This is a genomic window from Roseovarius sp. BRH_c41 (assembly GCF_000961715.1).
GTDB lineage: Bacteria > Pseudomonadota > Alphaproteobacteria > Rhodobacterales > Rhodobacteraceae > Roseovarius.
The window spans coordinates 91,325-117,314 of sequence record NZ_LADY01000019.1; the positions used below are offsets into that span (position 1 = coordinate 91,325).

At 57.3% G+C, this 25,990-nt stretch carries 22 protein-coding genes and 2 pseudogenes; 15 read left to right on the forward strand and 9 right to left on the reverse strand.

What is annotated here, in order from left to right; translation table 11 throughout:
* The first annotated feature begins 28 nt into the window (after positions 1–28).
* The 4 genes from VR71_RS05330 to VR71_RS05345 are packed head-to-tail and all read left to right on the forward strand — an operon-like array spanning position 29 to position 3,068.
* On the forward strand, positions 29–904 hold the full coding sequence (locus tag VR71_RS05330; protein WP_045681864.1) for an amino acid ABC transporter substrate-binding protein: 876 nt from the start codon (positions 29–31) through the stop codon (positions 902–904).
* Between the two features lie 58 nt (positions 905–962).
* Positions 963–1,682, forward strand: a complete 720-nt coding sequence (locus VR71_RS05335) for an amino acid ABC transporter permease (protein ID WP_045681865.1) — start codon at positions 963–965, stop codon at positions 1,680–1,682.
* Between the two features lies 1 nt (position 1,683).
* On the forward strand, positions 1,684–2,340 hold the full coding sequence (locus VR71_RS05340) for an amino acid ABC transporter permease (protein ID WP_045681866.1): 657 nt from the start codon (positions 1,684–1,686) through the stop codon (positions 2,338–2,340).
* Positions 2,337–3,068 (forward strand): amino acid ABC transporter ATP-binding protein, encoded by a 732-nt coding sequence (locus VR71_RS05345; protein ID WP_009816215.1) that lies wholly within the window; start codon positions 2,337–2,339, stop codon positions 3,066–3,068. The genes VR71_RS05340 and VR71_RS05345 overlap by 4 nt, the downstream gene beginning before the upstream one ends.
* A 405-nt stretch (positions 3,069–3,473) precedes the next feature.
* Here VR71_RS05345 and VR71_RS05350 read toward each other — a convergent pair whose 3' ends face one another.
* From VR71_RS05350 to VR71_RS05360, 3 genes are all read right to left on the reverse strand, one after another.
* The gene (locus VR71_RS05350) at positions 3,474–5,312 is read right to left on the reverse strand and encodes an alpha/beta fold hydrolase (protein WP_045681867.1); all 1,839 of its coding nucleotides are present in this window, start codon (positions 5,310–5,312) and stop codon (positions 3,474–3,476) included.
* 343 nt (positions 5,313–5,655) lie between these two features.
* A complete protein-coding gene (locus VR71_RS05355; protein ID WP_045681869.1) occupies positions 5,656–6,351 on the reverse strand; it encodes an anti-sigma factor in 696 nt (231 codons plus the stop codon).
* Positions 6,348–7,049, reverse strand: coding sequence for a sigma-70 family RNA polymerase sigma factor (locus tag VR71_RS05360; protein ID WP_363301045.1), 702 nt, complete (start codon positions 7,047–7,049; stop codon positions 6,348–6,350). Before VR71_RS05360 ends, VR71_RS05355 begins: the two co-directional genes overlap by 4 nt.
* Before the next feature lie 232 nt (positions 7,050–7,281).
* Here VR71_RS05360 and VR71_RS05365 point away from each other — a divergent pair, with 232 nt between their 5' ends.
* From VR71_RS05365 to VR71_RS05390, 6 genes are all read left to right on the forward strand, one after another.
* On the forward strand, positions 7,282–9,831 hold the full coding sequence (locus tag VR71_RS05365; protein ID WP_296429897.1) for a calcium-binding protein: 2,550 nt from the start codon (positions 7,282–7,284) through the stop codon (positions 9,829–9,831).
* A gap of 531 nt (positions 9,832–10,362) precedes the next feature.
* Positions 10,363–12,015, forward strand: coding sequence for an ATP-binding protein (locus VR71_RS05370; protein ID WP_296429899.1), 1,653 nt, complete (start codon positions 10,363–10,365; stop codon positions 12,013–12,015).
* Between the two features lie 10 nt (positions 12,016–12,025).
* The gene (locus VR71_RS05375) at positions 12,026–12,604 is read left to right on the forward strand and encodes a response regulator (RefSeq protein WP_296429901.1); all 579 of its coding nucleotides are present in this window, start codon (positions 12,026–12,028) and stop codon (positions 12,602–12,604) included.
* A gap of 146 nt (positions 12,605–12,750) precedes the next feature.
* Positions 12,751–13,137: a response regulator gene (locus tag VR71_RS05380; RefSeq protein ID WP_045681877.1), complete on the forward strand. Its 387-nt coding sequence runs from the start codon at positions 12,751–12,753 to the stop codon at positions 13,135–13,137.
* A gap of 89 nt (positions 13,138–13,226) precedes the next feature.
* Positions 13,227–14,279, forward strand: coding sequence for an efflux RND transporter periplasmic adaptor subunit (locus tag VR71_RS05385; RefSeq protein WP_296429903.1), 1,053 nt, complete (start codon positions 13,227–13,229; stop codon positions 14,277–14,279).
* Between the two features lie 108 nt (positions 14,280–14,387).
* On the forward strand, positions 14,388–15,329 hold the full coding sequence (locus VR71_RS05390; protein WP_045681881.1) for an AraC family transcriptional regulator: 942 nt from the start codon (positions 14,388–14,390) through the stop codon (positions 15,327–15,329).
* On the opposite strand, the pseudogene VR71_RS24675 reads toward VR71_RS05390, so the two are convergent.
* Positions 15,316–15,620: pseudogene (locus VR71_RS24675) on the reverse strand (IS3 family transposase); the annotation flags it as partial. The gene VR71_RS05390 and the pseudogene VR71_RS24675 overlap by 14 nt on opposite strands.
* Positions 15,621–15,741: 121 nt before the next feature.
* The gene (locus VR71_RS05395) at positions 15,742–18,093 is read right to left on the reverse strand and encodes a right-handed parallel beta-helix repeat-containing protein (RefSeq protein WP_296429905.1); all 2,352 of its coding nucleotides are present in this window, start codon (positions 18,091–18,093) and stop codon (positions 15,742–15,744) included.
* Positions 18,094–18,803: 710 nt separating this feature from the next.
* On the opposite strand from VR71_RS05395, the gene VR71_RS24680 reads away from it, so the two are divergent.
* Complete coding sequence (locus tag VR71_RS24680) at positions 18,804–19,064, forward strand: hypothetical protein (protein WP_009816201.1); 261 nt, start codon at positions 18,804–18,806, stop codon at positions 19,062–19,064.
* A 594-nt stretch (positions 19,065–19,658) separates the two neighbouring features.
* Here the strand turns inward: VR71_RS24680 and VR71_RS05405 are convergent.
* Together VR71_RS05405 and VR71_RS05410 are read right to left on the reverse strand one after the other, a co-directional pair.
* Positions 19,659–20,294 (reverse strand): hypothetical protein, encoded by a 636-nt coding sequence (locus VR71_RS05405; RefSeq protein WP_009816200.1) that lies wholly within the window; start codon positions 20,292–20,294, stop codon positions 19,659–19,661.
* A 52-nt stretch (positions 20,295–20,346) separates the two neighbouring features.
* Positions 20,347–20,511, reverse strand: a pseudogene (locus VR71_RS05410) (integrase core domain-containing protein); the annotation flags it as partial.
* A gap of 24 nt (positions 20,512–20,535) precedes the next feature.
* Here VR71_RS05410 and VR71_RS25535 point away from each other — a divergent pair.
* On the forward strand, positions 20,536–20,919 hold the full coding sequence (locus VR71_RS25535; RefSeq protein ID WP_367118642.1) for a transposase: 384 nt from the start codon (positions 20,536–20,538) through the stop codon (positions 20,917–20,919).
* Positions 20,920–21,351: 432 nt separating this feature from the next.
* Here VR71_RS25535 and VR71_RS05415 read toward each other — a convergent pair whose 3' ends face one another.
* Both VR71_RS05415 and VR71_RS05420 read right to left on the reverse strand, forming a co-directional pair.
* Positions 21,352–21,999, reverse strand: coding sequence for a VPLPA-CTERM sorting domain-containing protein (locus tag VR71_RS05415; RefSeq protein ID WP_296429906.1), 648 nt, complete (start codon positions 21,997–21,999; stop codon positions 21,352–21,354).
* A gap of 297 nt (positions 22,000–22,296) precedes the next feature.
* Complete coding sequence (locus VR71_RS05420) at positions 22,297–22,515, reverse strand: hypothetical protein (protein WP_045681887.1); 219 nt, start codon at positions 22,513–22,515, stop codon at positions 22,297–22,299.
* Positions 22,516–22,931: 416 nt separating this feature from the next.
* Between VR71_RS05420 and VR71_RS05425 the strand changes: the two genes are divergently transcribed.
* The 3 genes from VR71_RS05425 to VR71_RS05435 all read left to right on the forward strand — a co-directional run bounded on the left by VR71_RS05425 (position 22,932) and on the right by VR71_RS05435 (position 25,799).
* Entirely contained in the window at positions 22,932–23,198 is a 267-nt protein-coding gene (locus tag VR71_RS05425) for a transposase (protein WP_296429907.1), read from the forward strand.
* 61 nt (positions 23,199–23,259) lie between these two features.
* Positions 23,260–24,828, forward strand: coding sequence for a hypothetical protein (locus VR71_RS05430; RefSeq protein ID WP_296429908.1), 1,569 nt, complete (start codon positions 23,260–23,262; stop codon positions 24,826–24,828).
* 332 nt (positions 24,829–25,160) lie between these two features.
* Positions 25,161–25,799: a VPLPA-CTERM sorting domain-containing protein gene (locus VR71_RS05435; protein WP_045681888.1), complete on the forward strand. Its 639-nt coding sequence runs from the start codon at positions 25,161–25,163 to the stop codon at positions 25,797–25,799.
* Positions 25,800–25,990: the final 191 nt, after the last annotated feature.

The window sequence follows — 25,990 nt, forward strand, 5'->3', positions numbered from 1 at the left end:
CATTAACAAAAACAGGGAGAACTTGACCATGGACTTCAAACTTGCGCGCCGCATGCTCGCCATTGCGGCTTTGACAACAGGGCTGGCGCCTGCCGCACTCTGGGGCCAGGACCTAACGGGCACACTCGCCAAGATCAATGACAGCGGAGAAATCGTGCTCGGTCACCGCGAAAGCTCGGTGCCATTTTCCTATCTGAATGATCAGCAGCAACCCGAGGGCTATTCGATCGACCTGTGCATGAAGGTGGTCGAAGAGGTTGAGAAGACTCTCGGCAAGGATATCGAAGTCCGCTACGTGCCCGTCAATCCCAAGACCCGCATCGCGCTCATGGCGAATGGCACCATAGATCTGGAATGCGGGTCCACCACCAACAACCTGACGCGCCAGCAGCAGGTTGAATATCTGCCGGTGACCTTTGTGACAGGCACCAAGATCCTGACCCGCAAGGAGTCCGGGATCACGTCGGTTGCCGATCTTGACGGCAAATCCATCGCATTGGCACAGGGCACCACCAATGAACGGGCCATCAAGGCGGTGGTCGAAGCTCAGGGGCTCGACGTGAAAATCCTGCCGGTGCGCGATCATGCCGAAGGCATGCTCTCGCTCGAGACCGACCGGGTTGACGCCTATTCCACCGATCACATCCTGCTGCACGGTCTGATTGCCAAGTCGAAGACACCGGATGCATTTGCCGTGGTTGGTGATTTCCTGTCCTTCGATCCCTACGCGCTGATGGTCCGTCGCGACGACAGTGCCTTTGAGCTTGTGGGTAAAACCGCGTTGGCCAACGTGTTCCGCTCGGGTGAAATCAACGAGATCTATTCAAAGTGGTTCGACCCGATGGGTGTCCCCGCCGACCCGCTCCTGCAGGCGGCGTTCCAGCTTGGTGCCCTGCCTGAATAACAGGCCTGCGGCCCGCGCGTGACAGGGCGGGCCGCGCAAGATCGGGGGACCGGGCAAGATGAACTACAACTGGAACTGGAGCGTTCTGTGGGAGCCGGAATACTTTGGCTGGCTTCTGAGTGGCCTGGGCTGGACCGTGTCCGTAGCGCTCTGCGCCTGGGTGATCGCGATGGTCGTGGGATCGTTGGTGGGCGTAGGCCGAACCCTGCCCAACAAACTGGTGAGCACAGTCTGCACCGCCTATGTCGAGCTGTTTCGGAACGTGCCGCTGCTGGTGCAGATGTTCATATGGTATTTCGCCGTCCCCGAAATGCTGCCTGAGGACGCGGGGCGCTGGATGAAGCGCGAGATGCCTCAGCCGGAGTTCGTCACCGCCGTTGTGGCCTTGGGCCTCTATACAGCCAGCCGCGTGGCAGAACAGGTGCGTGCCGGGATCGAGGCGGTGCCGACAGGACTCAAGTCAGCGGCCACCGCACAGGGCATGCGCGTGTCACAGGTTTATCGCTATGTCCTCCTGCCGATTTCTTTCCGGCTGATCGTGCCGCCGATGACTTCGGAATTCCTGACCGTCTTCAAGAACTCGTCGCTCGCGCTCACCATCGGGCTTCTGGAACTGACGGCACAAAGCCAGCAGATCGCGGAATACACCTTTCAGAGCTTTGAGGCCTATACCGCCGCCACCATCATCTACGTTTTGATTGCGCTCTGCGCCACGATCGTCATGACAGTTCTCGAACGCTACACGCGCATACCCGGCTACGTTGGCAAAGGGGGCTGAGATGGGCGATTTTGACTTTGGCGTCATCCTGAACAACCTGCCGTTCCTCTGGCAGGGTTTGCAGCTCAGTCTGTGGCTCACCTTTCTTGCCGTCTTGGGCGGGGTCGTTTTGGGCACATTGCTCGCGTTGGCGCGGCTCTCGGGGATCAAGCCGCTGGCGCTTTTCGCTGCGGCCTATGTCAACCTGATCCGCTCGGTGCCCCTGATCCTCGTGATCTTCTGGTTCTACTTTCTTGTGCCGCTGGCCGTCGGTCGACCCATCGGCGGTTTCTATTCGGCCCTCATCGCCTTTGTCATGTTCGAGGCCGCCTATTACTCCGAGATCATGCGGGCCGGTATCCAGAGCGTAAAAACAGGTCAGGTTCACGCGGGGCAGGCCACGGGCCTTGGCTACTGGCAGGTCCAGCGATACATCGTCTTGCCGCAAGCGTTCCGCAACATGATCCCTATTCTGGTGACGCAGGGCATCATCCTGTTTCAGGATACCTCCTTGGTCTTTGTCGTATCGCTGCGCGACCTGATGACCGCCTCTTCCATCGTGGCCCGGACCGAGGGCCGCCTCGTTGAAATGTATCTCTTTGCCGCGCTCGTTTACTTCGTGATCTGCTTTGCGGGTTCGCTGTTCGTGCGTCGGCTTCAAGCGCGGATGACGACATGATCGAAATGAAAAATGTGAGCAAGTGGTACGGGGACTTCAAGGTTCTCACCGATTGCACGACCAAGGTTGCCAAGGGAGAGGTTGTGGTGGTCTGCGGGCCGTCGGGCTCGGGCAAGTCCACGCTCATCAAATGCGTGAACGGGCTGGAACCGGTGCAGGAGGGGCGGATCGTCGTGGATGGCGCTGAGGTGACAGGCGGTGGCGCAAAGCTGACCAAGCTGCGCGCCAAGATCGGCATGGTGTTTCAGCATTTCGAACTTTATCCTCATATGAGCGTGCGCGACAATCTGTGTCTCGCACAGGAAAAGGTGCTGGGCCGGAGCCGCAAGGAAGCCGAGGCCAGAACCGAGACGCTGTTGACGCGCGTGGGAATGATTGACCACATCGCCAAGTATCCCGGTCAGCTGTCCGGCGGTCAGCAACAGCGCGTGGCCATTGCACGTGCCCTTGCGATGGACCCGATCGCGATGCTGTTCGATGAACCGACCTCGGCGCTTGATCCCGAGATGATCAAGGAGGTACTCGACGTCATGGTGGGACTGGCCCGTGACGACGGCATGACCATGATGGTGGTGACGCATGAGATGGGCTTTGCTCGAAAGGTCGCGGACCGTGTCGTCTTCATGGATGCCGGTGCCATCGTCGAGGACCGTCCAACGCAAGAGTTCTTTGATGCGCCGGAAAGTGAGCGCGCGAAGGATTTCCTGTCCAAGATTCTTCAACACTAAGACCTCAACCCCCGAGGGCCCCACAGCCGTCCCAAGCAAAACTTGATCTCTCACCACTGGCCCATGCGGCGAATTGGGCATAGTTTGAGGTGCAACTGGGTCATCAAGAGAGCTTGGCGGCTACAGCCACGACCGTCTTGCAAGTCCATAAGCAGATCAAGATCACCGGCATCCTCGCCGGACACTACGCCCCAAAGCGGTGATCATGACAGTCCGATCCCTGGAAGGTTCTCCTCTCGAAGCAGTCCCCGCATGCACGAAATACAAGGTCAACGATCTCTGATTTGCCACGCCCGCATCCAAGGCACAGTCATCAAGGCTGACAAATTTCATGATCCGGGTCTCAAGCATTGACTGCTTTTGTTCCAAGACTGAGACGCAACAGCGTGGTTTGGCGCTCCTTCGTCAAGTCTGATGGATATATGTCCCCGGTGCTGTTTCCAGACCGGGATAGTCTGGGTGTTTGCCGGGCCGGCGCGCGGGCACCGCGCCGTTGCCTTGGCTGTCCAGCCATCTGGTCCATTCCGGCCACCAAGATCCCGACTGCGGATCATGTGCCGCCAGCCATGTGTCGGGATCTCGGTAGAGCGCCCCGGCGGGCCGGTGGCCGATCCGGTAATGCCGCCCTCTATGCGCCGGCTCGGATAGGATACCGCTATTATGGCCACCTTTGGTCAACAGAAAATGCAGATCGCAATCGGTGAAGAGGGCTGTCTTGTAGACGGAACGCCAAGGCGCGATGTGGTCGGTCTCGGTGCCAATGACAAAGAGCGACACCGAGATATCCTTGAGCGCAATGACATCGCCGTCTACTGCAAACCGACCTGCGGAGATGCGGTTCTCCAGAAAGATCCCACGCAGATACTCTGAATGCATCCGGGCCGGCATTCGCGTCGTGTCATTCACCCAGACGGTGACATCGGTGGGCAGGTCCGGCTCTCCCAGAAAATAGCGCCGCACCGCACGCGACCAGATCAGATCCTCGGACCGGATCGCGGCAAAGGCTCCTGACATCTGCGGCCGGTCCAGATAGCCCTGCGACCACATCAGATCCTCCAGAAAGGCGACCTGACTTTCGTCGAGAAAGAGCAGCAATTCGCCAGCTTCGGCAAAATCCACCTGTGCCGCCATCAGCGTGACCGAGGCGAGCCTGTCGTCACCGTCGCGCGCCATCGCCGCCGCCGCGATGGCCAGAAGCGTGCCCCCGAGGCAATAGCCATTCGCATGCACCTTTTGCCCCGGCACGATGGTGTTGATCACCCTCAGAGCCTGCATGATGCCCTGATTGCGATAATCCTCAAGGGACAGGTCTGCATGCTCTGCCCCCGGATTGCGCCACGAGATGCAAAACACCGTGTAACCCTGCGCTACCAGCCAGCGAATAAAGGAATTCTCGGGCGACAGATCGAGGATGTAGTATTTCATGATCCATGCGGGCACGATGAGCACCGGTTCGGCCTGCACCTCTGACGTGGTGGGCGAATACTGGATCAGTTCCATCAAGTCATTGCGATAGACAACCACGCCCGGCGTGCAGGCCAGAACCTTGCCGAGTGCAAACTCCGTCGGCACGGGCCGATGTTCCTGTGCCAGAATGTGACGGGAGTCGTCGGCGTAATGTGCGACCCCGTCGATCAGGTTGCGCCCACCTGTCGCCTGAGTCTTTTCCAGAATCTCCGGATTGACGTGCGGGAAATTTGACGGCGATACTGTATCGAGAAGCTGCCGCATCATGAACCCGGTCCGATCCGCGTTCTGACGGCGCAATCCGCGCAGCTCCGATGTCGCGGCATGCCACCAGTCCTGCGTCGCCAGAAACCCCTGCTGCCAAAGGGAAAAGGGCGCCCTGCCCCACCCCACATGCGACCAGCGGGTGTCATTGGGCCCCGGCTTGAAAGGTTTTTCAGAAGGCTGGCCGAATATCTGAGCGGATGTGTAATGCGCAAGCCTCAACGCATTCGCCTGTGCCCGCTCCATCAGTTCCAATTGCCGCCCCGGCGCGCGACCCAGATGCATCGCCCAGTCGCTCCAGGCATCGATCATCGCGTGGGGCGACAGCCCGCCGGTAAACCGGGCGAGACTGGCCATGGCACTTCGGTCGAGCGCGGCGTGGGGATGCGGTTCGCGCTTGTCGGGAGATGGCTTTGGGGCAGGTGTTTGAACCAGCGGAACCACAACAGAATGCGGCTTTGGACCCTCCTTCTTGGGCAAGTGGATCTGGCTGCGAGTGGGTTTTCGGGCCATGCTGCGATGCCCTCCTTGGATCTGAGGTGTGCAAAAATTTCGGCGAGCGTGATCGTCATATCCTCGCCCGTTACAATCCAGCGCGAAGCTGCTCGCACGGCTCGCAAGGCACCGGTGGCACGCGAGCGCATGCCGCCCAACGGTCAGGGCGAAGAACGCTCTTGGTCAAAGTATTCTCCAGATCCTCGGAAAAGCACCTGACATGGATCAAATATGCATTCGAATTCGTGAATTACGGTGGAAGATGTTGTCCCAAGCCCAATCGTTCGACATCCTCAAACAGTGTAAACAGCGCCGCCTGTGACTGAGACAAAAGGCGAGGCAATCCGCGATGACCGATGGTTCACGTCCTCGGGTCCGTGACGCCCGGTACGTCGACGGTGCCAAAGACCCGTCCCGATGGTTGGCCTGTGGGCGACCCTCCCGGCGGCTCTTCGGAAATGCCCAAGGTCAGGGTGCCCCGCACCGCCGCAATCTCGATCGGCAGCGGCAGCGTCACGCTCTCGCCATCAGGCCAGATCCCCACGGATTGCGCAGGCTCGCCCGGCCCATGTGCCCAGACCTGCAAGATGCGCCCTGCTGGCGCCGCCCCGGCAGTGCGGGTCAGCAGGATCTCATTCGTGGTCTTGTCAACCAGCGCGATGACACGAAAATCTCTCGCGTCTGACGTGATCTCGGCCGCGTAGAGCGGGCCAAGCGACGGCGGCACCGCCGGACCCAGATCGACAACCGCAAGCGCGACGGCGACGGCCAGCGCGCCCCCCGTAAGGGCCTGCCAGAGCCCAAGACGTTTCCAGAGCGGCACGGGAGCTGTTTCCGGAAACAGGCGCTGTAAGAGCGCATCTCGTGCCCCCGAAGGCGGTGCCACGGGGTCGAGATCGGCCATTTGCGAAAGTTGAACCTCCCACCCCACGACACGCGCGGCAAAGGCGGGGTCCGTTGCCACGCGGGAGCGCGCGGCGACGTGCGCCTCGCCCGACAGCAACCCCATCGCATATTCCGCCGCCAGCATGTCATCTTCATCAAAGATGTCGGTCATCGGGTCATGCACTCCCGCAAGGCTGTGAGCCCTCGTCTGAGCCAGGTTCGCATCGTGTTGAGGGGTATGCCCGCGCGCGCGGCCAACTCAACATAGCTGAGCCCGTCGAGATAGGCCCCCGTGATGGCGGCGCGCCGGTCCTGCTCCAGTTCTTCGAGACAGCGCTGGATGCGCCCCGCCTCAGAGCGCGCCAGAGCGATATGTTCCGGGTTGCCCCCCGGCGCGGCAAGACCCTCGTGATAGTCCTCAATGTCGCGATGCATCCGCCGCGCCCGGAGCCGGTCAATCGCCGTGTTGCGCGCAATCGTGATGAGCCAGGTCATCGGCGAATGGCCGGTGACGCGGTAGCGCCCTGCATGGGCCCATATCTTGACGTAGGCGTCCTGCATGGCGTCCTCGGCGGCATGATCCTGATCCAAAACACGAGCGCAGACCGCATATAGTTTCGCGCTTGTGGCATCATAAAGTGCAGCAAAGGCGGCACGATCCCCGAGCGCACAGCGAGAAATGAGGTGCTCGAGATCCTCGGCAGAGCGCGCCCCTCCGGTGATCGAGTGGGCATCAGCATCGCCTGTCGCTGACCTGAGGGGTCTGGTCTCGGGATCGGTTTTGATCGTTCTTACCCAGTCAAATAAAATGTCCCACGCCCGGACATCTACGGTTCTGTCGAGTCGCGGCGCTCGCGAATTGGCTCGCATTGGACGCTTCAATGCAAGCAAAAAGGACTCCTCCATCCCGTTCAAGACAAATTTTACCCTGACCGCGCGCGATGGCCGATGGGGCGCTGCATCCCGGCATGAGTCCAAATCGAGATGCGAAATAGGGTTCGTGCATCTGAAAATCTTTCAAAGTTCTTGCACCCGATTTTGAAACTTTGCGTCGCCTTCTTCCGTGACTGTCAGGCGACGTTTGCAAATGCGAGGAGAAATCATGGCACATCTAGCGAATAACTATGCATCTTTTGAAACCTTTCTAAGGAGCGCTGAGTCGACCTATACGGTTGATTTCATTGCGCTCAATGGCTCAGGCGTCAGTGGGTCGGCGATCCTCGCAATTGGCGCACCGGAAGCGACTGGCGAACAGTATCTGAATGTGTCGATCACTGTTGAGGGGATGGAGCCGAACCAGCCGGTGCCGCAGCACATCCATGGTCTTTTTGATGCTGACGGCGATCCTGTGAACTCTCAGACGCCCGACATCAACAGTGACGCAGACCGCGACGGGTTGGTAGAAGTGCTGGAAGGTGTGGGTCAATACGGTGACGTGCTTTTGACATTGAGCGGAGAAGGCGCCACGCCCACGACCAATGCGGATGGCTCGTTCACATATATTCGGGCTTTCGACCTTAATGATGCGTCCAACTTCTTTAGTCCTGTAACGATGAACGACTACGTCGGCGCCGATATTCTGCCGTTGACCTTGCGTGAAATCGTTCTGCACGGCGTTTCCGTGCCAGCGGGTATTGGTGCTGGAACTACGGGTGAAGTTGATGGCACTCAAGACGGGTTCGTACCTATTCTGCCCGCCGCTGCAGGCGAGATTGAACAGATCAGCCTTGCCGAGGCTTTGTCCTTGCTGGACGATCAACGCGCCATGGGCGGCGCAACTGTCGTGCTGGCCGACACCGGTGAAACGGCAACTGGCACTGAAGGCGACGACAGTATCGATGGCGGCGCGGGTGATGATGTCATCATCGGTCTTGGCGGCATGGACACTCTGACGGGCAATGAAGGCAGTGACGATATTGACGGTGGGCTTGGTGACGACGTGATCATGGCGGGGAGCGATACCAATATCGTCAACGCCTCTGACGCGGGTGCCTCGGGGGCATTGTCCCGCGCTGAATATGACAACGGTTATGCCGGTGGTGCCGGGGATGACTTGATCATCGGCGGCGCAGGTGACGATATCATCACTGGTGACGATGAGAGCCGGGTCTCGACCGTAACCGGAGAGACGTTCAATCCTGATGCTGACGGGTCGGACACGATCTTTGGTGGTGCCGGAAACGACGAGATTCATACCGGGTCCTGGGCCGATAGCGATGATGGATTTGACAATAGTCAAACCGGCACGGCGTCTGATGAGGCGCATGGCGGGGACGGCGACGACATCCTGCGCGGCGCAGGGGGTGATGACATCCTGAATGGCGATGCAGGCAACGATAATGTTGGCGGCGGTGGCGGCGCGGACAGCATGACGGGCGGCGCAGGCGATGATGTGCTCTTTGGCAATGCCGGTGCGGACGTGATCGACGGCGGCACCGGAAATGACACGCTTCAGGCTGGTGCGGGCGATGATGACGACGCCTTCAATGCCGCCAGCTTTGGCGCTTCGGGCGCTTTGCCGCTGTCGGAATATGACAACGGCTATGCGGGCGGGGCCGGCGATGATCTGATCGAAGGCGGTGCTGGAGATGACATCATCACAGGCGATGACGACAGCCGTGTCTCGACGGCCACGGGTGGCCTATTCGATGCAGATGCCGATGGATCGGATACGATTTTTGGCGGTGCAGGCAATGACGAGATCCACACTGGAAGCTGGTCCGATGGGGATGACGGGTTGAGCAACATCTCAACGGGTCTGATGGGCGACATGGCCTTTGGCGGGGATGGCGACGACATTCTGCGTGGCGCAGGCGGCAACGACTTTCTTGCCGGAGAGGCTGGTGACGATGACATTGGCGGCGGCGGCGGCGTGGACAGCATCGTCGGCGGAGCCGGCAATGACGTTCTCGCAGGCAATGGCGGCGATGACATTATATCGTCCGGCGATGGTGACGATGTGGCCATGGGCGGCGATGGCGATGACATGATCGGCGGGGGCCTCGGCAATGACATGGTTTCAGGCGGCGCTGGCAACGATGTGATCGGTGCTGGTCGTGGCGACGATACTGTAGACGGGGGCGATGGTGACGATATCGCCAACGGCGGCGCTGGCGACGACGTTCTGATAGGTGGAGCCGGGGACGACAGGCTCGGTGGCAGCGACGACGCAGACGCGGTGAGTGGCGGCGACGGTGACGACCTGATGGGCGGCGGCGCCGGGATGGACGTGATGAGCGGCGGCACGGGTAACGATCAAATGGGCGGTGGCCTTGGCGACGATCTTGTGAACGGCGAAGACGGCGACGACTTTGTCGCTGGTGGAAATGGTCGCGACACGCTGTCCGGAGGTCTTGGCGACGACACCTTGAACGGTGGTGATGGCGACGACGAAATGCACGGGGGAGAGGGGCTAGATGTCTTTGTCTTCAACAGCTTCAATGCCGGAGAGGTCGATGTGATCTCAGATTTCGACAGTGAAGGTGATCTGCTCGACCTGCGCGGCGTCACCGAGGGCTTTGATGGTCTGAGCATTTCATCGACATCCTTTGACGGATCCACCGCCACGCAGATCAGCTACGAGGATCACATGATCGTTCTTCTTGATGTAGATGCCACAACGCTGGATGGGAGCGATTTCCTCTTTAGCTAGAAAATCTATGACCAGGGGCCTTCACAGCCTGTGATGGCCCCTCGTCCCAATGCGTAAAGTCGAGATAACAGGTCCTGTGAAGAGCTCGCAGGCGACGTTCCGGAAAGTTTGGGCATCGCATCATTGGGCACGGGAGGTCCATTGGCTGTTTGATCGCCCATATAAGTCCCTTTCAGTGCCAGAATTGCAAGATAACGCCGCACGACAGTGTCTTTTTGACCATGCGCCACGGCGATGTCGGCAAGCGAAGTGAATTGATGCGGTGGATGCCCCCACCGCATCAATTCAACAAGGGGTCATTCCACAGCTTTATATCCCTGCTCCTTCAACCGCTGGAGGACATCCATCACATGCTTGGCCTGGAAGTCGGACGGTTCCCGAGCTCAAAGACTGGAAGCTCTGCCGATACCCAAAAAGTCGTTTTATCGCGACGTAATCGCTCTCGATGCGGTGCGCTGGTGAAAAAGTTTCTTTCCAGCCGTTTGGAACATTCGCGTATAGTGGTTGCAGTTAATCCATCAAGGCACGCGCGTGAGATTGAAAAAAAACTTGGGGGAAGTTCCTCTTTTAATGCTTACCACGTCTCCAGCTAGCCGGGGTCAATGGCGACTTGCCGTTGTCGTTCTGGTCATACTCTTTGCTGCGATGCTCATAACGGCGCCGTTCGCTCAGCTCCGTCTTGAGAACACAGAGGCGTTGCTTCTGGTCTACGCAACCGCAGTTTTCATCATCGATTTGATGACCGCCGCCTTGCTGCTCACGCTTGTTTCGGTTCAGCGTTCGCTTGCCGTGCTTGCCTTGTCGATCTGCTATCTCTTCTCCGGCGTGATGGTCCTGCCTTGGGCCGTTTCGTTTCCCGGCGTTCCAGCGTTGCTGAACTTGCCCGATGTCGGACTTCAAACCACTGCCGCGATTGCCGCGCTGCGTCGCCTCGGTTTTCCACTCTTCGTACTCGCCTACGCGCTGATGAAAGAGGCCGGCCCGAACGCGCGAAGCCCGAAGGGTTGGGAAAAGAACATCATCTTTGTAAGCGTCAGTGGCGTGGTCGTGATTGCCTGCAGCCTGACCTGGCTCATCCTCACCAACAATCACGCTCTGCCAAATTTCATGCGAGACACACAGAACGTCTCCGCGCTTTGGGAGTACGTTCCAGCCACGGCAGCGGGTCTGTGCGTGGCTGGTCTCGTCACATTGTGGATCAGACAGCGCTCGGTGCTCGATCTGTGGTTGATGGTCGTCCTTTGCACTTTTCTCATCGAGATCATTCTAATCGCCTATCTAAGTTCCGGTCGCCTCAGTGTCGGCTGGTGGGCCGGGCGCGTTTACGGCCTGATTTCTGCGAGCATTGTGCTTTTGGCTTTCCTTTCGGAGACAATGACACTTTACAGCCGCCTCGCGCACTCGGTTTCGGCCGAACGTCGCGCGCGTGAGGCTCGGCTCACGGCCATGGCGGCCTTGTCGGCATCCATCGCGCACGAGATAAACCAGCCATTGGCCAGCATGGTGACCAACGCCGATGCCGGGTTGCGTTGGCTCGGCAGGTCCGATCCCGATCTTCAAGAGGCACGCGCCGCACTGGAACGCATCGTCAATGATGGTCATCGCGGCGCCGAGGTGATCAAAGGCATCAGGGCGATGTTCAAAAATGGCACCCCGGAGAGGGTCGTCGTGGACGCCAACCGGCTCATCAATGACGTCCTGAAGCGCAGCCTCGGCGAGTTGAAACTTGTGCGTGTCTCCATTTACACCGAGTTCGACAAGACATTGCCACCGGTCACGGGATGTCCCATCCAGCTTGAGCAGGTGATTTCCAATCTGGTTGCGAACGCAATGGATGCCATGAGGACCGTCACCGATCGGGAACGTGTGCTGCGCATCAGGTCCGCGCTTGATGGTCCCGACGGAATCCTGGTTTCGGTGGAAGATTCAGGGATCGGAATGGATCCGAACTCCAAAGAGCGGATCTTTGAGCCGTTCTATTCCACGAAACCAGATGGTATGGGCATGGGCCTCATGTTCTGCCGATCGGTCATCGAGGCCCATGGCGGACGGCTGTGGGTGATGGACAACAAACCGTATGGCACCGTCTTTCAGTTTACGATACCGAGCACCAAAGCGCCCACCACAATTCATGGAAAGCGAGACCATGAGTACGGACCAGTCCCTCGTTTTCATCGTAGATGACGACCCTTCAATGCGCGAATCCATTGAAAGCCTGCTGCGCTCCGTGGGCCATTCTGTGCGGTCGTTCGCGTCGGCACAGGATTTCATGCGCGCCGACCGGCGCGATGCGCCCGGCTGTCTGATTCTCGACATCCGGTTGCCCGGGCGAAGCGGACTCGAGTTTCAGCGCGAACTGGCCAATTCGGATGTCCACCTACCCATCGTCTTCATTACGGGTCATGGCGATGTTCCCATGTCCGTGGCCGCCATGAAGGCGGGAGCAATAGAGTTTCTCAACAAGCCGTTCCGCGATCAGGATCTGCTCGACGCGGTCCATCGGGGACTCGAGCTGGATCGCGACCGCAGGTCGGAGGCGGCGATGCTGGCCGAGCTTTCGCAACGTTTTGAGTCTCTTACGCCACGCGAACGCGAAGTCATGGCGCTTGTCGCCGCGGGTCGGTTGAACAAGCAAATCGCCTCGGACCTCGCTCTCAGTGAGGTCACCATCAAGGTTCATCGTGCGCAAGTCATGCGCAAGATGGAGGCGAAATCCCTGCCGGACCTGGTGCGTTTCGCAGACAGGTTGGCGCACGATACCACAAAGTCGTAGACGGCCCACACTTCCGCACAATTGTTTCGACCACCTATTTCGTCCACCCTTTCGTGGAGCGAGTGATTGCGGCTTCGAGTGACAAGGTGCCGACAAGATTTCAGGGCCTCAACACTTTGCTGTCTGAGCTAACGGAAACCACGACGATGTCGAAAAAGTTCATGATCTCTATTGTCGACGATGATGAACCGGCTCGTGAGGCGGTCTCTGGCCTGGTCAGGTCGCTTGGGTTTGTTACGGCCGTGTTCGGAAGTGCTGCCGATTTCCTGAAAGCCGCACAGCTGTCGCGTACTGCCTGCCTGATTGCAGACATCCAGATGCCAAGGATGACCGGGCTCGAGTTGTACGAATATCTGGTGGCATCAGGCACTCCGATTCCAACGATTCTCATTACCTCCTGTGCCAACGAGACGGCGCAGGCGCGCGCGCTGAAGTTGGGAATTCAATGCTACCTCACAAAGCCCCTGAACCCCGAAGATCTTCTCGTTTGCATTCATGCTTCGATCGGCGATGGGCCCTCGAGGTTCGATTGATCAATATCTGTGCGCTGACCCGAGGGGGCCCCAAGGATGAACATCGCAAGCCTAGCTTACCGTGTTGCAAATAGCTGATGGAGACTACCATGCCGACCGCCCCCATCTCCAACCCGCCGTTCAGTCGCTGCAAATCGGTGCTCTCCGGCTCGACCTTTGAAGCGAGCTATGGCTATGCGCTCCTCCAATTGCTCAGAATGCTGCTGCGAGTGATCGCGGTCGCTTGGCTGGAGATCCGAACGCCGACCGCAGCGGCAGTTAACGAAGGCCCACGCGCCAATCAGTTCCCATTGAGCCACACGCGCGGCAACGCTGTTATGAGATATTTTTGCACAATGGTCTTTGCCATCTTGAGTACAGGCCCTGCAGCCGCCGACCCAATGATCTTCAAGGGGAGGGTGGAGGCGTCGGAGCATGCCGTGCTGTCAAGCCGTTTAAATGGCGTTGTTACCGAGATCCTATTCGAAGGTGGCGATTTGGTCACTGCGGGGCAACCGCTAATCCGTCTTGACCCGACCGATGCAGAGATTGCGCTCGAGATCGCCGCGGCACGGCTTGCCGAGGCAAGGGCCCTGCTCGAAGGTGCCACCCGCCGGACGGCCCGCCAAGAGGCGCTGCACGTCCGCGGAATCGCCGCAGATGCTTCGCTCGGTCCTGCGCGCACTGAAAAGGCAATGGCCAAGGCAGCTGTTGCTCTTGCGATGGCTGAGCGGCGAAGGGCCGCCCTTGATCTTGAGCGCGCGATCATCAGGGCTCCGATCTCTGGCCTTATTTCTCCGCCTGCAGTCGCAGTTGGAGCGTTCCTCGAGGCTGAAGCCGGACCGCCGCTTGGCAGGATCGTAGCGTTCGACCCGGCGGTTGTTGCCTACCGCACCCCATATTCCGAGCGGCTTGCGGCGCTGGAGGCAACAAGCGCTGCAACGGCTGCACAGTTGTTGCAACCCGTCAAAGTGCGCCTGCAACTGCCCGGAGGTAGGGTCTATCCCGGAGAGGCGATTCCACATGCGGAGAGCGCCGAAGTTGATGCGGAGACCGACACCGTCACCGTATGGGCACGTTTCCCGAACCCCGACGCACTGCTGAGACCGGGCATGTCGGTCACGGTCCTTTCGACCGTGGGCTCCACGGAGGCGGACGAATGAGCTTGGACACCCGAAGCGGGACGGGAATTTTCGAGGGAGCCCACAGCACAAAGTTTCAGTCGATCCCTCACAATCCGCTGCTGAAAACTTCGCAATGAGAGATATCACATGACGATGCCCGCCTATTCATCTTTTGCCCAATGGTACAAGCAAGGCCCTCGCGCACCCGATGTGCAAGTGATGAAATCCTCTGGCGGAATCCTCAACATGATTGAGGCAACGCAACCGGCCAAGAAAATGTATGACCCGGCTGTCCCCGATCTCGTCCTGCATCAGGATTTGTTCGGCGGCAGCCATATCAGTGCCAACCTCGGAGGTGGGCATTTCGATGTGACGACCAAAAGGGGCGGCTTTGTTCTCGCTGCACCGAACTTCGCCAATTATTCCAGGGTCGATACCAGTCATCACATTCGCAGCTTTGCATTCCCCTTGGCGCAATGGCAAAGCGTGCTCGATGAAGTTGCTGATGGCAAGTTCTCGTTCGGCGGCCTGGATATATACAGCAAAGCGTACACCACACCGGCCATCCAGTCTGCACTACGGAACCTTTGGTCAATTTGTGAAGAAGAAGGCCCTCCGTCGCGTCTGTTGGCGCGCGCTGCGGGCTGCGAGATCCTCGCTGAGCTGTGCCGACTCGGCGGAGCATCAATTGCGCCGACAAAGGGCGGTCTCGCACCTTGGGCGAAGCGGCGTTGTATCGAGCTCATGCATATGCGGCTCTCGGAAGACATCAGTCTGGATGAGTTGGCTGCCGAGGTGCAACTCTCACCCTTTCATTTTGCCCGAATGTTCAAGCAGAGCCTCGGTGTGCCGCCACGGGTCTACCTGACGCAACTGAGAATGGAAAAAACTTGCGAACTCCTCGAACAAACAGACCTGTCCGTCACAGAGATCGCTCTGGAGGTCGGATATTCGTCCAACCAAGTGCTAGCTCGGGTCTTTCTCAAAAAGCGGCATATGAGCCCGTCCGAGTATCGACGGTCTGTTCGCGCGCCGGTGCGGTCCTTCGGGCTAGTGTCTGACGTCAGCACGTTTGGAACAGATCAATGACAACGGACAGGCAGAGCCAGCCGTCATGGGTCTTGATGCAGGTGATTCTGTCATCCAAACCATGTCGGGCGCAGCGACTTCGAACTGTCGGACCAGCGCGTTGTCAGCGACCACAGCAGGCTTGCCGCCGTATCGCCCCGGTCGGCGCTTGTCGCCAATCTGCGCGGCAATTCCAGCCAGGCAGGCCAAACGCGCAACACGGTTCTCTGAACAGGTCTCGCCGTGATCGCGCAGATCATCGGTCAGCTTGCGATAGAGTTTGCCGCTGTCGGCCTAGGCCTGTCGGATCAAATCGGCGGTATTATGGAGCAAACTCACCAAGCAAAGCATCTACAAATCCAGGGGCATTTCACTTAGACCGCCAACGGTGTGCCCGCGGCGGTCTATCCTTTTTGGAACGACTTGACCGGTATCAGACGATCAGATCGCCATGGTCGATCGATACGGCCTGATCAATTATCACTAGGTCTGAAATCGTGCCAGCAAACGCATTGCTGATCGTGTCGCCGCCGTTCGAACTGGTCCACCCGAGCCCGCCAACTTGCAAGTTCTGATGATTGAGGCTTAAATCGACCTCAAACGCCTTGGATCCGATCAGTTCGCCATTCACAGCCAGGCCGACTTCACCGTCTCCAAACCATGTTTGAACGTCGTAGTCTTGGCCTGCCTTGATGCCGGGGGCTCGAAAGGCCATGTCGCTGTCTTCATCCTGAAAGACAAGATACAGCGAATCTCCCTTAAGCATAACCGATAGATGGTTTCCGCCGCCAGCGTAGTGGAAGGCATCTTTGGAAAACAATCCCTGCGTGCCGCGCAGGTCGTCGGCATTGAAGGTGAAAGAGATCGTGCCTTCCGGCACCTCATAGGCGGCATCGTGCTCGAGATTCACGATACTGGCTGTTTTGCCAGTGAACGTCTGTTGTGCAGCCTGTTCATAAACGACATTGGCAATGATGTCGGTCGGTGGCGATTCCGGTGTCGGGGTGCCCCCCACAGTTCCTGAGTCAGCCAATGCGTCGGACAGCAGGTTCTGGAACTGCGCAGGGGTCAGGTTGCCCTCTGCTACGATGATATCAGAAATCGTTCCGTCGAAAACATTCGAGAACCCAGCCTCACCGGATTCACTGGACCAGCCGCGGGCGCCGAACTGTAGATATTCCACATTGTTGGTCCAGCTCGTCGAGAAATCGGCGGAGTGCACTTGCGCTCCATTTAGCCAGACTGACGTATTGCCATCGCCAAAGGAGACCTGCAGATCATAGTCGGTATCGGCCTTGATACCACCGATCCGGGCGAAGTCGTCATTTGCGCCATCTTGAAAGCGTACGATCAAATTACCGTTTTCGATGTAACTGACCAGATGATTGCCGCCGCCAGTGTAATAGCTGGCGTCCTTGGAGAACAACCCATGCGTGCCTGACACGGTGTCAGCGTTGAAACTGAACGAGACCGTCGCCGCGTCCAACGCCAGATTGCTGTTATGTGCGACCTCAATCACGTCCGAAGCGCTAGTGAATTCGTGAGCGCCCATCGCCGCATATGCTACGCCGTTCAGAGAGGAGTCGATTTGCCCCTGATCCGTGCCGCCCGTATTGTCCTCGGGAGTTGGTGCCGGTTGTTCAGGTGTCGGCTCGGGGGTTGGTGCCGGTTGTTCAGGCGTCGGCTCGGGGGTTGGTGCCGGTTGTTCAGGCGTCGGAGGGGTGCTGCCACTACTTGATGTGCCATTCAACAGGTCGGTAAGCCTGTCGCTGGCACCCAGACCTGTGGACAGATCAATTGGACTACCGCCGACTGGCACGAAATCCTGCCATTGGTTTCCATCGCCGCTGAAAAGTTTGCTCAAATCGGCATTGCTACCATAAAAATAGTTACCGCTCACATTTGGCACATTCGTTTGGTTCAGGATGGATTTTGCAATGTTGTCTTGGACAGTAGTTCCTTCATTAGTCCACCCTCTTGCATCGGTAAGCCGAATGATCGCGCCGCCGCCATCGGGCCAAGGGATAAGGGTGTTGTGTTGGATCACAACATTCACTTGGCCGCCATGAATTGCGATAGAGTTTGGAGAACCAACATTGATCAGGTTATTCTCGATCAAAATGTTCTTGTAGCCGCCGTTATTCGGGTCCCCAAAAAAGAAGCCTTGGGCATAGACGCTGCCTGTCGTCGGATCGTCGTAGAGGTGATTGCCGCGGAAGGTGATATCGGTAGGAATGCCAGTGGATGTACCGAACATCTGCACTAGATCTGGATGAACGAGCGGTGCTGCGGCTACATCATACACGGTGTTGTTCTCGAACAAACCGTACTTCGATGCACCGGTAATACGCACGACATCGGCTGTGGCGTGATGGATATAGTTCTCAGTGATCCGAAAGTTCGTAACGTCATTCAATATGAGCGTGCTTTGCCCGCCACTGATATCATTGTTATCAATCACAATATTATCGGCGTCACGGATGTAGAGAGCATTTTTGAGGATGCTGTTCGAGATGGTTACATGATGAGCATTCTGATCAATGCGGGGTTGAGATTCGATGATCAGCCCATCCAGATGGATGTTCGATCCGCCCGGGACATCAATGTCGCTGAAAGTCACTTTGTGAGGGTTGATTGCCTCAATCGTAACTTTTGAAGTGAAGTCCTTGGAAAGTGTGATGGATCCGTAGTAACCGTCTAACAGTTTTATTATTTCTCCGCCCTTGGCAGCTGCCAGAGCACTTTCCAGGCTGGAAAGACTTGACACGGTGATTTCAGTCGCCATGGTAATACTCCTGTTCGAGCGTAACAAAGTGAATTGCTACGCGTGTCCATTCGGTTGTGATTGGCCGGGACAAACACTGTCCTAACTGTTGAAGATCTGCCTCTGAGGTGGCCTGTGGGCCTTGAGTGACTATTACGGTGCAAGGTTCGTGCCATCAAGTTGTCGGATTTGCGTCGGCAAGTTTCCCGCATTTTTCGTCCTTAAACCGTCCAAACTTCGAGAATGATGATGGTTTCTAAATCTCAACGTGGGCGTTTCTGAGGCCGAAAGCTGTCATAAAAACAAACAAATAGGACCAAAATGAGGATCTTGTCCGGGCGACATCCCGGTTACGGCAAGAATCCGCCTTTTATGGTTTTCAACCGACGTCTTGAGGCAAGGGACAGGCGCAACCCAGATCGCAAGCCAGACCTTTGCGTTGGACTCAGACGCGTACTGCTTGCGTTTCGAGATCTCAGTGCCGCGCGACACCCAGCTGGCGGCGGTCTCAAAGGCATCGTCCCGATAGACCAAAGGCCGACCATGCACGAACATTCATATCGGACCACTCGATGGGGGCAGGCCAGGGGCGGCTCTTGGTGGCACCACACACGATAAGGCGCAAAAATAAGAAGTTTCACGCCGATGAAGGCGCAATCGTGCAAAGTGTCTGGACTTAGCACCGCCAGCATAGGAAGCAGGCTAGGGAGTTTTAATTTTCTGGGAAGACAATGGATGACTTAGAAACCAAACTTCGGCAGGCTGGCGATGAACTGCGTTCGATCCGGTGCCTTCTGGACACATTGAAATCAATCCCAGTGCCGCAGAGAGAGGAAGAAGCCGGGGCTTTAACCTTTCGATCGGTACGTGAAAAAGGAACCTTTCATTCGGTACGTGAAGAAGCCCAGAGCACCAAGCATCCGAAACTGGACACGCTCAACACTCAATTTACCAAACTTGCGGACCTGGATCATTTCGTATTTTTCCACTAGGTCTACGCCTCTTCTTTAGAAGCCAGGTAATCAACCTTGTTCTGCCCCCAGCCCTAGGTGTTTGGTCCCGGGATGTGCTGGTGCGATTTTTTCCCAAGCATGGAAAGAAGCGCTATGGGCAGATACGTCACGAAGGCTCCAAGACGACGCACGCAGTCAGAACAGCAAGACAGTGACCACAGGACCGGGTCGACAATTCCCTGTTCAACAGTCTCAAGCAATGATGAGGAAGCAATCACTGGCGCCATTTTTTTGACAAGTTCCTAGGTATAAATAAGAGCAGACCTAAAGTGGGCGACCAGGATGTACGACAAAAACTCAATATTACCAGAGTTGAATTGTGCTTTGGCGACACGTGTGCCTGATCATCTTATGGGTACGCGCGCGGCACTTTTTCATATGTTAATCAAACGATCCGATGACAACATCTCGATGGCCAATACAGTAGTGCCGCGTAGCACTCCGGCTTATCCCAAGCCGACCGAGAAGAGATTTGATTGGCGTAATATGTTGCCCGAGGATAATTTCGTGTTTCGTTCAGCCTAACGCAAGCAGTGCTTCACTTGCCAAAATTCCACGGCAGTAGCTCCGCCATTAACGCCAAGGCCACTTGGAAAGCTTAGCTGTATCGACCCACGGTTCCTGCCAGCGCGAAAGTTCAGGATTTGCCAAGTCTTTCGCAGGGCAGTGCTCTATTGCAAGAGCGGCTTTTGTATTTGTCAGACAGTCGCATTGCTCGCAGATTTTAGCATCTTTTCCAACCACCACTTTTGCCCCGCGATAGATCAATGTGTCGGGGGCCTCTGTCTGGAACTCGCAGCGGCTGCAGGCCGCAAGACGGCGCTCTATGACCCAAGGTTCGGCATGTTTTAAACCTTCTGCCCCCCATTTGAGAGTTGCCGCCGCCGCCTTGGCCATGATCTGGAGGTTGGAGGCTGGTGGCGGCTTTCGTTCTATCCCGGCCAGTGGCGCAATATTTACCGTTTCTGGTGCGACCAATAGTTGCCAGAGGACAGCAGGCATTTTCCGCGCTGTCAGCAATGCTCGCGCGTAAAGAGGGTTGTCTAGCGCGCGTTGAGTGGCATCTAACGGTGCGGGTTTCTGAAGGCCGAGGATCTGCCCAAGGCGGTCCGCAGCAATCTCAAGCGATGGGGCTTGGGAAACGTCTTCGGGGAGTTTTATCATAATAGAGCCTATTCTTGTTTGAGTCTGATCCAGCCCCTGTTTCATCGGACATCTAAGCGGTTTCGGTTTCGGTCTTGATCAACTCGCGGGGCGAGCGTCATTTAAGGCCGCTGTGTGGGTGGCTTTCGTTATAATCCTCGATCCAGTCTCCTATCAATCTCAGAACGGTTTTGGCATCGGGCAGCGGGTTGACGCGGACGCGGTCGCGCGAGAGCGTTTCCACGAATGCATCCAACATGCCGTTGGATTGCGGGCTGGTCATGCGCGTGTCGACCGGCATCTGTATTTGCTGAAAGCCTGGGCCGGGGATGAGACGCGCCGGGCAAAGACCCATGTTTCCGAGGCGGTCTGCTTCGCCACCAAGCCCACGATGGCGCGAGGGATGATTGCCGGCCGTCTCGATGAGGGCACTCCTTGCCGCTGTGTTCTGGCTGACGCCGTGTATGGATCGGACCGCTGGATGCTGGCGCGCAGGAGCCGCCACGATCCGGGGGCATTGCCTGCTACTCCGCCTTCGCGCCAGCAGAGACCTCGCTTGATGAACTCGCGGCAGCTGTCGGTTTGCGTTGGACAATCGATAAATGCTTCCTGCGGGCAAAGGGCAAGTCCGGCCTCGATCATTGCGAGGCCCGCTCCGGGCATGGCCGGCACTGGCAAACAGGTCTGGTGATGGCCGTCGCTGCTTTCCTTTCCGGCTCAACCGCAGCTCAACGCGACAGCGCCTTCGGGAAACCGAACAAAACGAGTCGGGTGCTTCACGAAAATGCCGCATGACTTTGTCCGAGCCGCGCTCTACGTGACGTCCGTATATCTCACGACAGCTGAAGCCCTGCGACTGGTCGCACACCTCGTCCTTGCCCGTGCGACGCCAACCGAATGCGTTATCACCTGATGAACTGGCCCCCATTTCGACCGAACACCTTGGCCTGACCGAGAAGGCTTAAGGATAGCCTTAAGCATGTGCCGATGTCTGAGATTGAGATCATCGCCGATGGCGGTTCCGTCGGCGCTGGTGTGCGGCGCAAACGTTGATGGAACGCTTCGAAACAGAAACAGCCCCCGAAGGGGCTGTTTTGTACACACTCATGGATTTGCCGTTGTTTTAGGATTTACGACGGCGCCGCGCGGTGAACCCAAGGCCTCCGAGCGCTGTGATCAAAAGGATACCACCAGCGGGAAGCGGTACCGCAGCTAGCTCTTTTCCAAAGAACGTGACGTGAGAGATATCATCTACGTCATTCCCCTGCGGAGCGAACCACCCCGAAACCATTTGCTGTAGACCGCCAGCGGTAGGAGCTATGTCAAGTTCCCAAAGGTTATACATATTTCCACCTTTTACTGAGAACGCGAACACGGCTGCCAAGGACCCATTCGGATTGTAAGTCCATTTCAGGTTCCCACCATCCACCTCGAAGGTGAATACGCCAGCCCCCAGAATAGATCCTGCTGACACAATAGGGGTTGTCGCAAACGGGCTATCAACCTTTGCAATCTGATTAAGCGTCCCGTAATTATTGGTTGTGTAGCTTGTGGCCACGCCAGCGTCATCCGCACCGGGTCCGTCGAAATAGTAGTTATCCTCACTTACGTAAACGCAGTTTGGAGACGTTCCAAAATCCCCGCTACAGTCGTTCACGCCCGGCGGACTCGGGCCATCACTCTGAAATTTCACAGTCGCTGCCATAGCTTCGCTGGCTAATAGAAGCGAAGCCACAGCAACCAAGGTTGTTATGATTTTTGATCCAGACATTCACATTACCTCGCTTAAAATGACAAGCAATATTGCCTCGCAACTGCGTTGATCTGGTAGGGCACTCGAAAGCCCTAGAAAACAATTCAGTTCCGCCACACTATCGCCCTAATTCCCTCTTGAGTCAAAGCAATCGAGCGTCGCACAACCCTGAGGTGAAATTCGGGCAGACTCTCTGCACAGGACACACGCCTGCGCTGAATCTGTTGCGTTAGGGGAAACAATTGTTCCCGTTTCAGGAATGAATGCTGGAACGAAGCCGTGTCGATGATTCGATCTTACAGGCAGGGAGGCTTGTCATCCGCGCTGCGGTGGAGCAAGGGCATGAGATGAGGTGATTGTCTGGTCGTCAGACCCTGCACGCAAGGCCACGACCGCAGCCCCTACCAGCACGCTCAGCGCACCCACTGCGGAATACATCAGGAGTGCCATCCAGACCGAATGCCCTAGGATCAAAGTTGTCAGGCCAAACATGGCCCCGACAATGCTTCCGGCAAATATCAGTCCGATGATCATGCGATGCCCTTCCTGAGCTTACAACCTATAGTTGATCCTATTTTCTTAACTCGCCTCTGTAAAGATAATACAGCTTTGAGGCCAAAGCTAAGCACGATTGAGTCAATTTTGTGTTACCAAATCGTTACTATTTCGCTGATCCTGCGCAATTTTCATCATTTTGAGTCCAATGCGCAACACAACCACCAAGAGGTGGATCTGACTCTGCGCCTCTCCTCTCAAGTCTGTTCGCGTACCCAGCCCCAAAAACCCTTGTCCGGGCAGCGCAGGCGCGGGCATCCCGTAGCCGCCCCCTAGGTGCGCCGGTCGGCCTCAAGCGCGTAGGCAAACATGTCTGACGTCAGCACGTTTGGAACGGATTAGAGGATTTGAGCAACGGAGGATTTCTGGTTCATGATATTGATTAGGAGATCGAGATGATGAAGAAAGCTGAAACCTCGAAGGGCGCCACAGACAAGCTGGTCAAAAACATCCGCCGCAAGACCTGCCAGACCTATTCAGCGGAAGAGAAGATCCGCATTGTTTTGGCGGGATTGCGCGGGGAGGAAAGCATCTCTGTACTTTGTCAACGCGCGGGCATTGCCGAGAGCTTGCGTGATGACAGGGTTTCCGGTCAGGATGTTTACAGCAGCCTTCGGGTCGCAATTTCTGCTGCTGGATATTGCTACTGTCATGCCCTTTAACTTCTCTCGCCGCAAACTGCTTCGATGTCTGGCTGGGCTGGGGCTTATGCCCGGGGCCGCGTTGTCTCAGATCAAAGGACTGCCCGGCGTCGATCCGGTACTGGCAAAAGATGGCAGGGTGCTCGTGCGGCTGTCGGAGCTCTTGCGCTTTGGACCCGGAGGGCGGCTTCTGGCGCGGGTAAGCTTGCCTGAGACCAGCGCCCCGGTGCTCGGGGCCGCCGGACGTGACGCGGGCCATCGTCTACTCTGGCAGTTGGACTTTGAGGGAAGGGCAGCTGGCAATCACGGTGATCTTTATGAAAACCGTGATCGTGGCCATTCGCGATTGCCGGCTGAGGCGCATCCACAGTTGACGCATGTGGCCTATGACGATGAGGCACGCAAACTGGGGTTCGATTACGGGCTGGCTGGGCCAGTGACGTTTGCGGTTCCGCTCATTGGGAATTCCTCCACTGCGCTCAAGCATGGGCCGCTCTGGCGGTCCTTGCCGCGGATGGCGCTCACCCACGACAACGGCCCGTTGTTCCTATACCAGAATTATCTGGCGGGGCAGATGCATGTCTACCCAGAGCACCAAGATCATGACCCGGACCATGGCGACCTGATCCCGGCCAATACGCCTTATTTCCTGATTTCGCAGGGCTCATCCGGCTCTGACCAGCCGCATCTTGAGGCGCTGGCCATGATCTTCGCGGCGTTTCAACCCGAGACCAAGGCGTTTCTGCACCAAAATCAGCTTCTGGCCCCGACCGTGCAGATGGTCTTTCGTCGTAGTCTCACGTCGGTGCGCAGCCGGGCGGCTTATCTGACGGGGCTGGCGCATCCCTCGGTGATCCCCAAAGATCAGATCAATCTGATGCGCATGGTGCAACTGGCCAATGCCTTGACGCCCGAGACGGTGCCGCCAATGGTGCGGCTTGCCGTTCTGTCCGAAGATGATGCTGTCGAGGGCGTCAATTACTTCGGTGAAGGGTTGAGTGAGCGGCTGTTTGATACGCCAACGGCCATTGCCCGCCTCTGGCGCAGCCATGCCTATCGGCGCAGCATGGTCGTCTCGGTTGAGGCAACGCGCGATTCGAACGGGCGCGCACTGGACTTTGTCTGGCGGGTGCTGCGCGGCGACCCGGCCCGAACCCGGATTGAGCCGCTGGATACGCGCGGCTTGCGTGCGCGTATCACTGTGGATTGGCAATTGCCGCGCCCGGTGCCGGGGCGCCCTGATATCCTCTCAAACCGGGTGGATGTTGGTGTCTTTGCACGAATCGGCGCGCAGGACAGCGCGCCCGGCCTGATTTCGATCCTGTTGCCACAGCATGAGACGCGCCGTTATGGTCTTGGCCCGGATGGGGATATGCGAATCGAGAGTCTTGATCGCCGCGTGCCGCAAGGCGGCTATGCCGACCCTGTTCTCTTTCCACAAGCGGACTGGCGCGACGAGTACCGCTATGATGCCGCTGGGGCGCTGAAGGGCTGGGACCGGGCGGCGTCAGGGGAAACCATGCGTTTTGATGCCGTGGGGCAGAAGATCACAGAGGCTGGTGCCATGTCGATACGCCATATGATTGAGCGCCCGTCGGATGCAGCCCCCCGCATTGTCATGCGGACTGGGCCGGGGGATGCGGGGGAATAGACGGATTGGGCAGGTCCGTTTGTGCCGGTGCTTTCGGATATGGAGGAATCAGGGCTGTATTCAACGATGTTCGCAGTGGGGCGGTGATGGGGTGCAGAAATGTCTGAGGCTGGTTGACAGTTCGCGATTTGGCAACAATGCCGATTGTTGGTGGGAACTGAGGGCTAAATGGAAACTTTTCGCGAGAAATTCAATCTCAGGTTGTTTCTTTGGCGTTCAAAGAAATTAAAATACGTCAAAAATATGGCTGAAAACCAGACACGCCTATATGCAGAGCCGTCTGCCTCAGGTATACGTGGAGACTAAGACCAAGTTAGTGTGGGAGATTGGCTATGGGGTTGGTGATTAACATTCTGAGCAAGACTGGCGTTGGCGTGCTCGCCATCACGGCGGCTTTGACTTTGACGCCGATACAGGCGGATGCCGCAACGATACATGCAACATCTGCGGACATCATCGTGGACGGACCGCGTGGCACCGCAAATAATCGCGATGAAATCTCGAATGCATTTGGTGCAGCGGATGGAGCGTTCTTCGAACTGGGCTACAATGCTGTGGTGGAATTCCAGTTTGGCACCCCAACCGGTCAGCTTTTCTTTGGGCCGGGCTCCTTGATCGAAATCACGCTCAACAATGACCCGAGCTGGAAAGAAGCGGTTCGGATCGAGGTGGGCATAAAGGGTGATGAGAGCAGTTTTGTCACCGCACAGCCCAACCCCTTTAAAAACACGGAAACTTTCGCCAACCCGGTCTTCACGTTTGACGGGATTTTTGACACCGTGCGGCTGACCGACCTGACTTTGGCATTGTTCGGTGGCAATCCCAGCAACCTTTCAACGCAGGGTGCTACGGGCGGGTTTGATGTCGATGCGATCAGCGTGAGTGCCGTGCCGCTCCCGGCAGCAGGGTTTCTGCTGGTTGGTGCGCTTGGCGGGCTTGCTGCGCTGCGTAGACGTAAACGGGCTTCATGATCTGATCGGATCAATTGGTACGGAAGAGCGGTCGCAATTATGCGGCCGTTTTTTGTGTGCATGGCAAGAGAGATGATTCGCCCGAGAGGTCTGCTAATCTGTTCTCAAATTGGCGACAATTCCGGCAAAACTCGCGCATTGGAGAATGGTTTGAGCGGTCTCTCTTTTTGGGTTGTGATCCCCAGTCGGAT

Bases quoted from the DNA above. Each gene is read 5' to 3' on its own strand.
- VR71_RS05380 (WP_045681877.1), top strand. From the start codon at position 12,751: ATGTCGAAAAAGTTCATGATCTCTATTGTCGACGATGATGAACCGGCT.
- VR71_RS05360 (WP_363301045.1), bottom strand. From the start codon at position 7,049: ATGCGAGCCAATTCGCGAGCGCCGCGACTCGACAGAACCGTAGATGTC.
- VR71_RS05365 (WP_296429897.1), top strand. From the start codon at position 7,282: ATGGCACATCTAGCGAATAACTATGCATCTTTTGAAACCTTTCTAAGG.
- VR71_RS05395 (WP_296429905.1), bottom strand. From the start codon at position 18,093: ATGGCGACTGAAATCACCGTGTCAAGTCTTTCCAGCCTGGAAAGTGCT.
- VR71_RS24680 (WP_009816201.1), top strand. From the start codon at position 18,804: ATGGATGACTTAGAAACCAAACTTCGGCAGGCTGGCGATGAACTGCGT.
- VR71_RS05390 (WP_045681881.1), top strand. From the start codon at position 14,388: ATGACGATGCCCGCCTATTCATCTTTTGCCCAATGGTACAAGCAAGGC.
- VR71_RS05435 (WP_045681888.1), top strand. From the start codon at position 25,161: ATGGGGTTGGTGATTAACATTCTGAGCAAGACTGGCGTTGGCGTGCTC.
- VR71_RS05405 (WP_009816200.1), bottom strand. From the start codon at position 20,294: ATGAAACAGGGGCTGGATCAGACTCAAACAAGAATAGGCTCTATTATG.
- VR71_RS05415 (WP_296429906.1), bottom strand. From the start codon at position 21,999: ATGTCTGGATCAAAAATCATAACAACCTTGGTTGCTGTGGCTTCGCTT.
- VR71_RS05425 (WP_296429907.1), top strand. From the start codon at position 22,932: ATGATGAAGAAAGCTGAAACCTCGAAGGGCGCCACAGACAAGCTGGTC.
- VR71_RS05350 (WP_045681867.1), bottom strand. From the start codon at position 5,312: ATGGCCCGAAAACCCACTCGCAGCCAGATCCACTTGCCCAAGAAGGAG.
- VR71_RS05340 (WP_045681866.1), top strand. From the start codon at position 1,684: ATGGGCGATTTTGACTTTGGCGTCATCCTGAACAACCTGCCGTTCCTC.
- VR71_RS05375 (WP_296429901.1), top strand. From the start codon at position 12,026: ATGCGCGAATCCATTGAAAGCCTGCTGCGCTCCGTGGGCCATTCTGTG.
- VR71_RS05330 (WP_045681864.1), top strand. From the start codon at position 29: ATGGACTTCAAACTTGCGCGCCGCATGCTCGCCATTGCGGCTTTGACA.
- VR71_RS05355 (WP_045681869.1), bottom strand. From the start codon at position 6,351: ATGACCGACATCTTTGATGAAGATGACATGCTGGCGGCGGAATATGCG.
- VR71_RS05345 (WP_009816215.1), top strand. From the start codon at position 2,337: ATGATCGAAATGAAAAATGTGAGCAAGTGGTACGGGGACTTCAAGGTT.
- VR71_RS05335 (WP_045681865.1), top strand. From the start codon at position 963: ATGAACTACAACTGGAACTGGAGCGTTCTGTGGGAGCCGGAATACTTT.
- VR71_RS05420 (WP_045681887.1), bottom strand. From the start codon at position 22,515: ATGATCATCGGACTGATATTTGCCGGAAGCATTGTCGGGGCCATGTTT.
- VR71_RS05385 (WP_296429903.1), top strand. From the start codon at position 13,227: ATGCCGACCGCCCCCATCTCCAACCCGCCGTTCAGTCGCTGCAAATCG.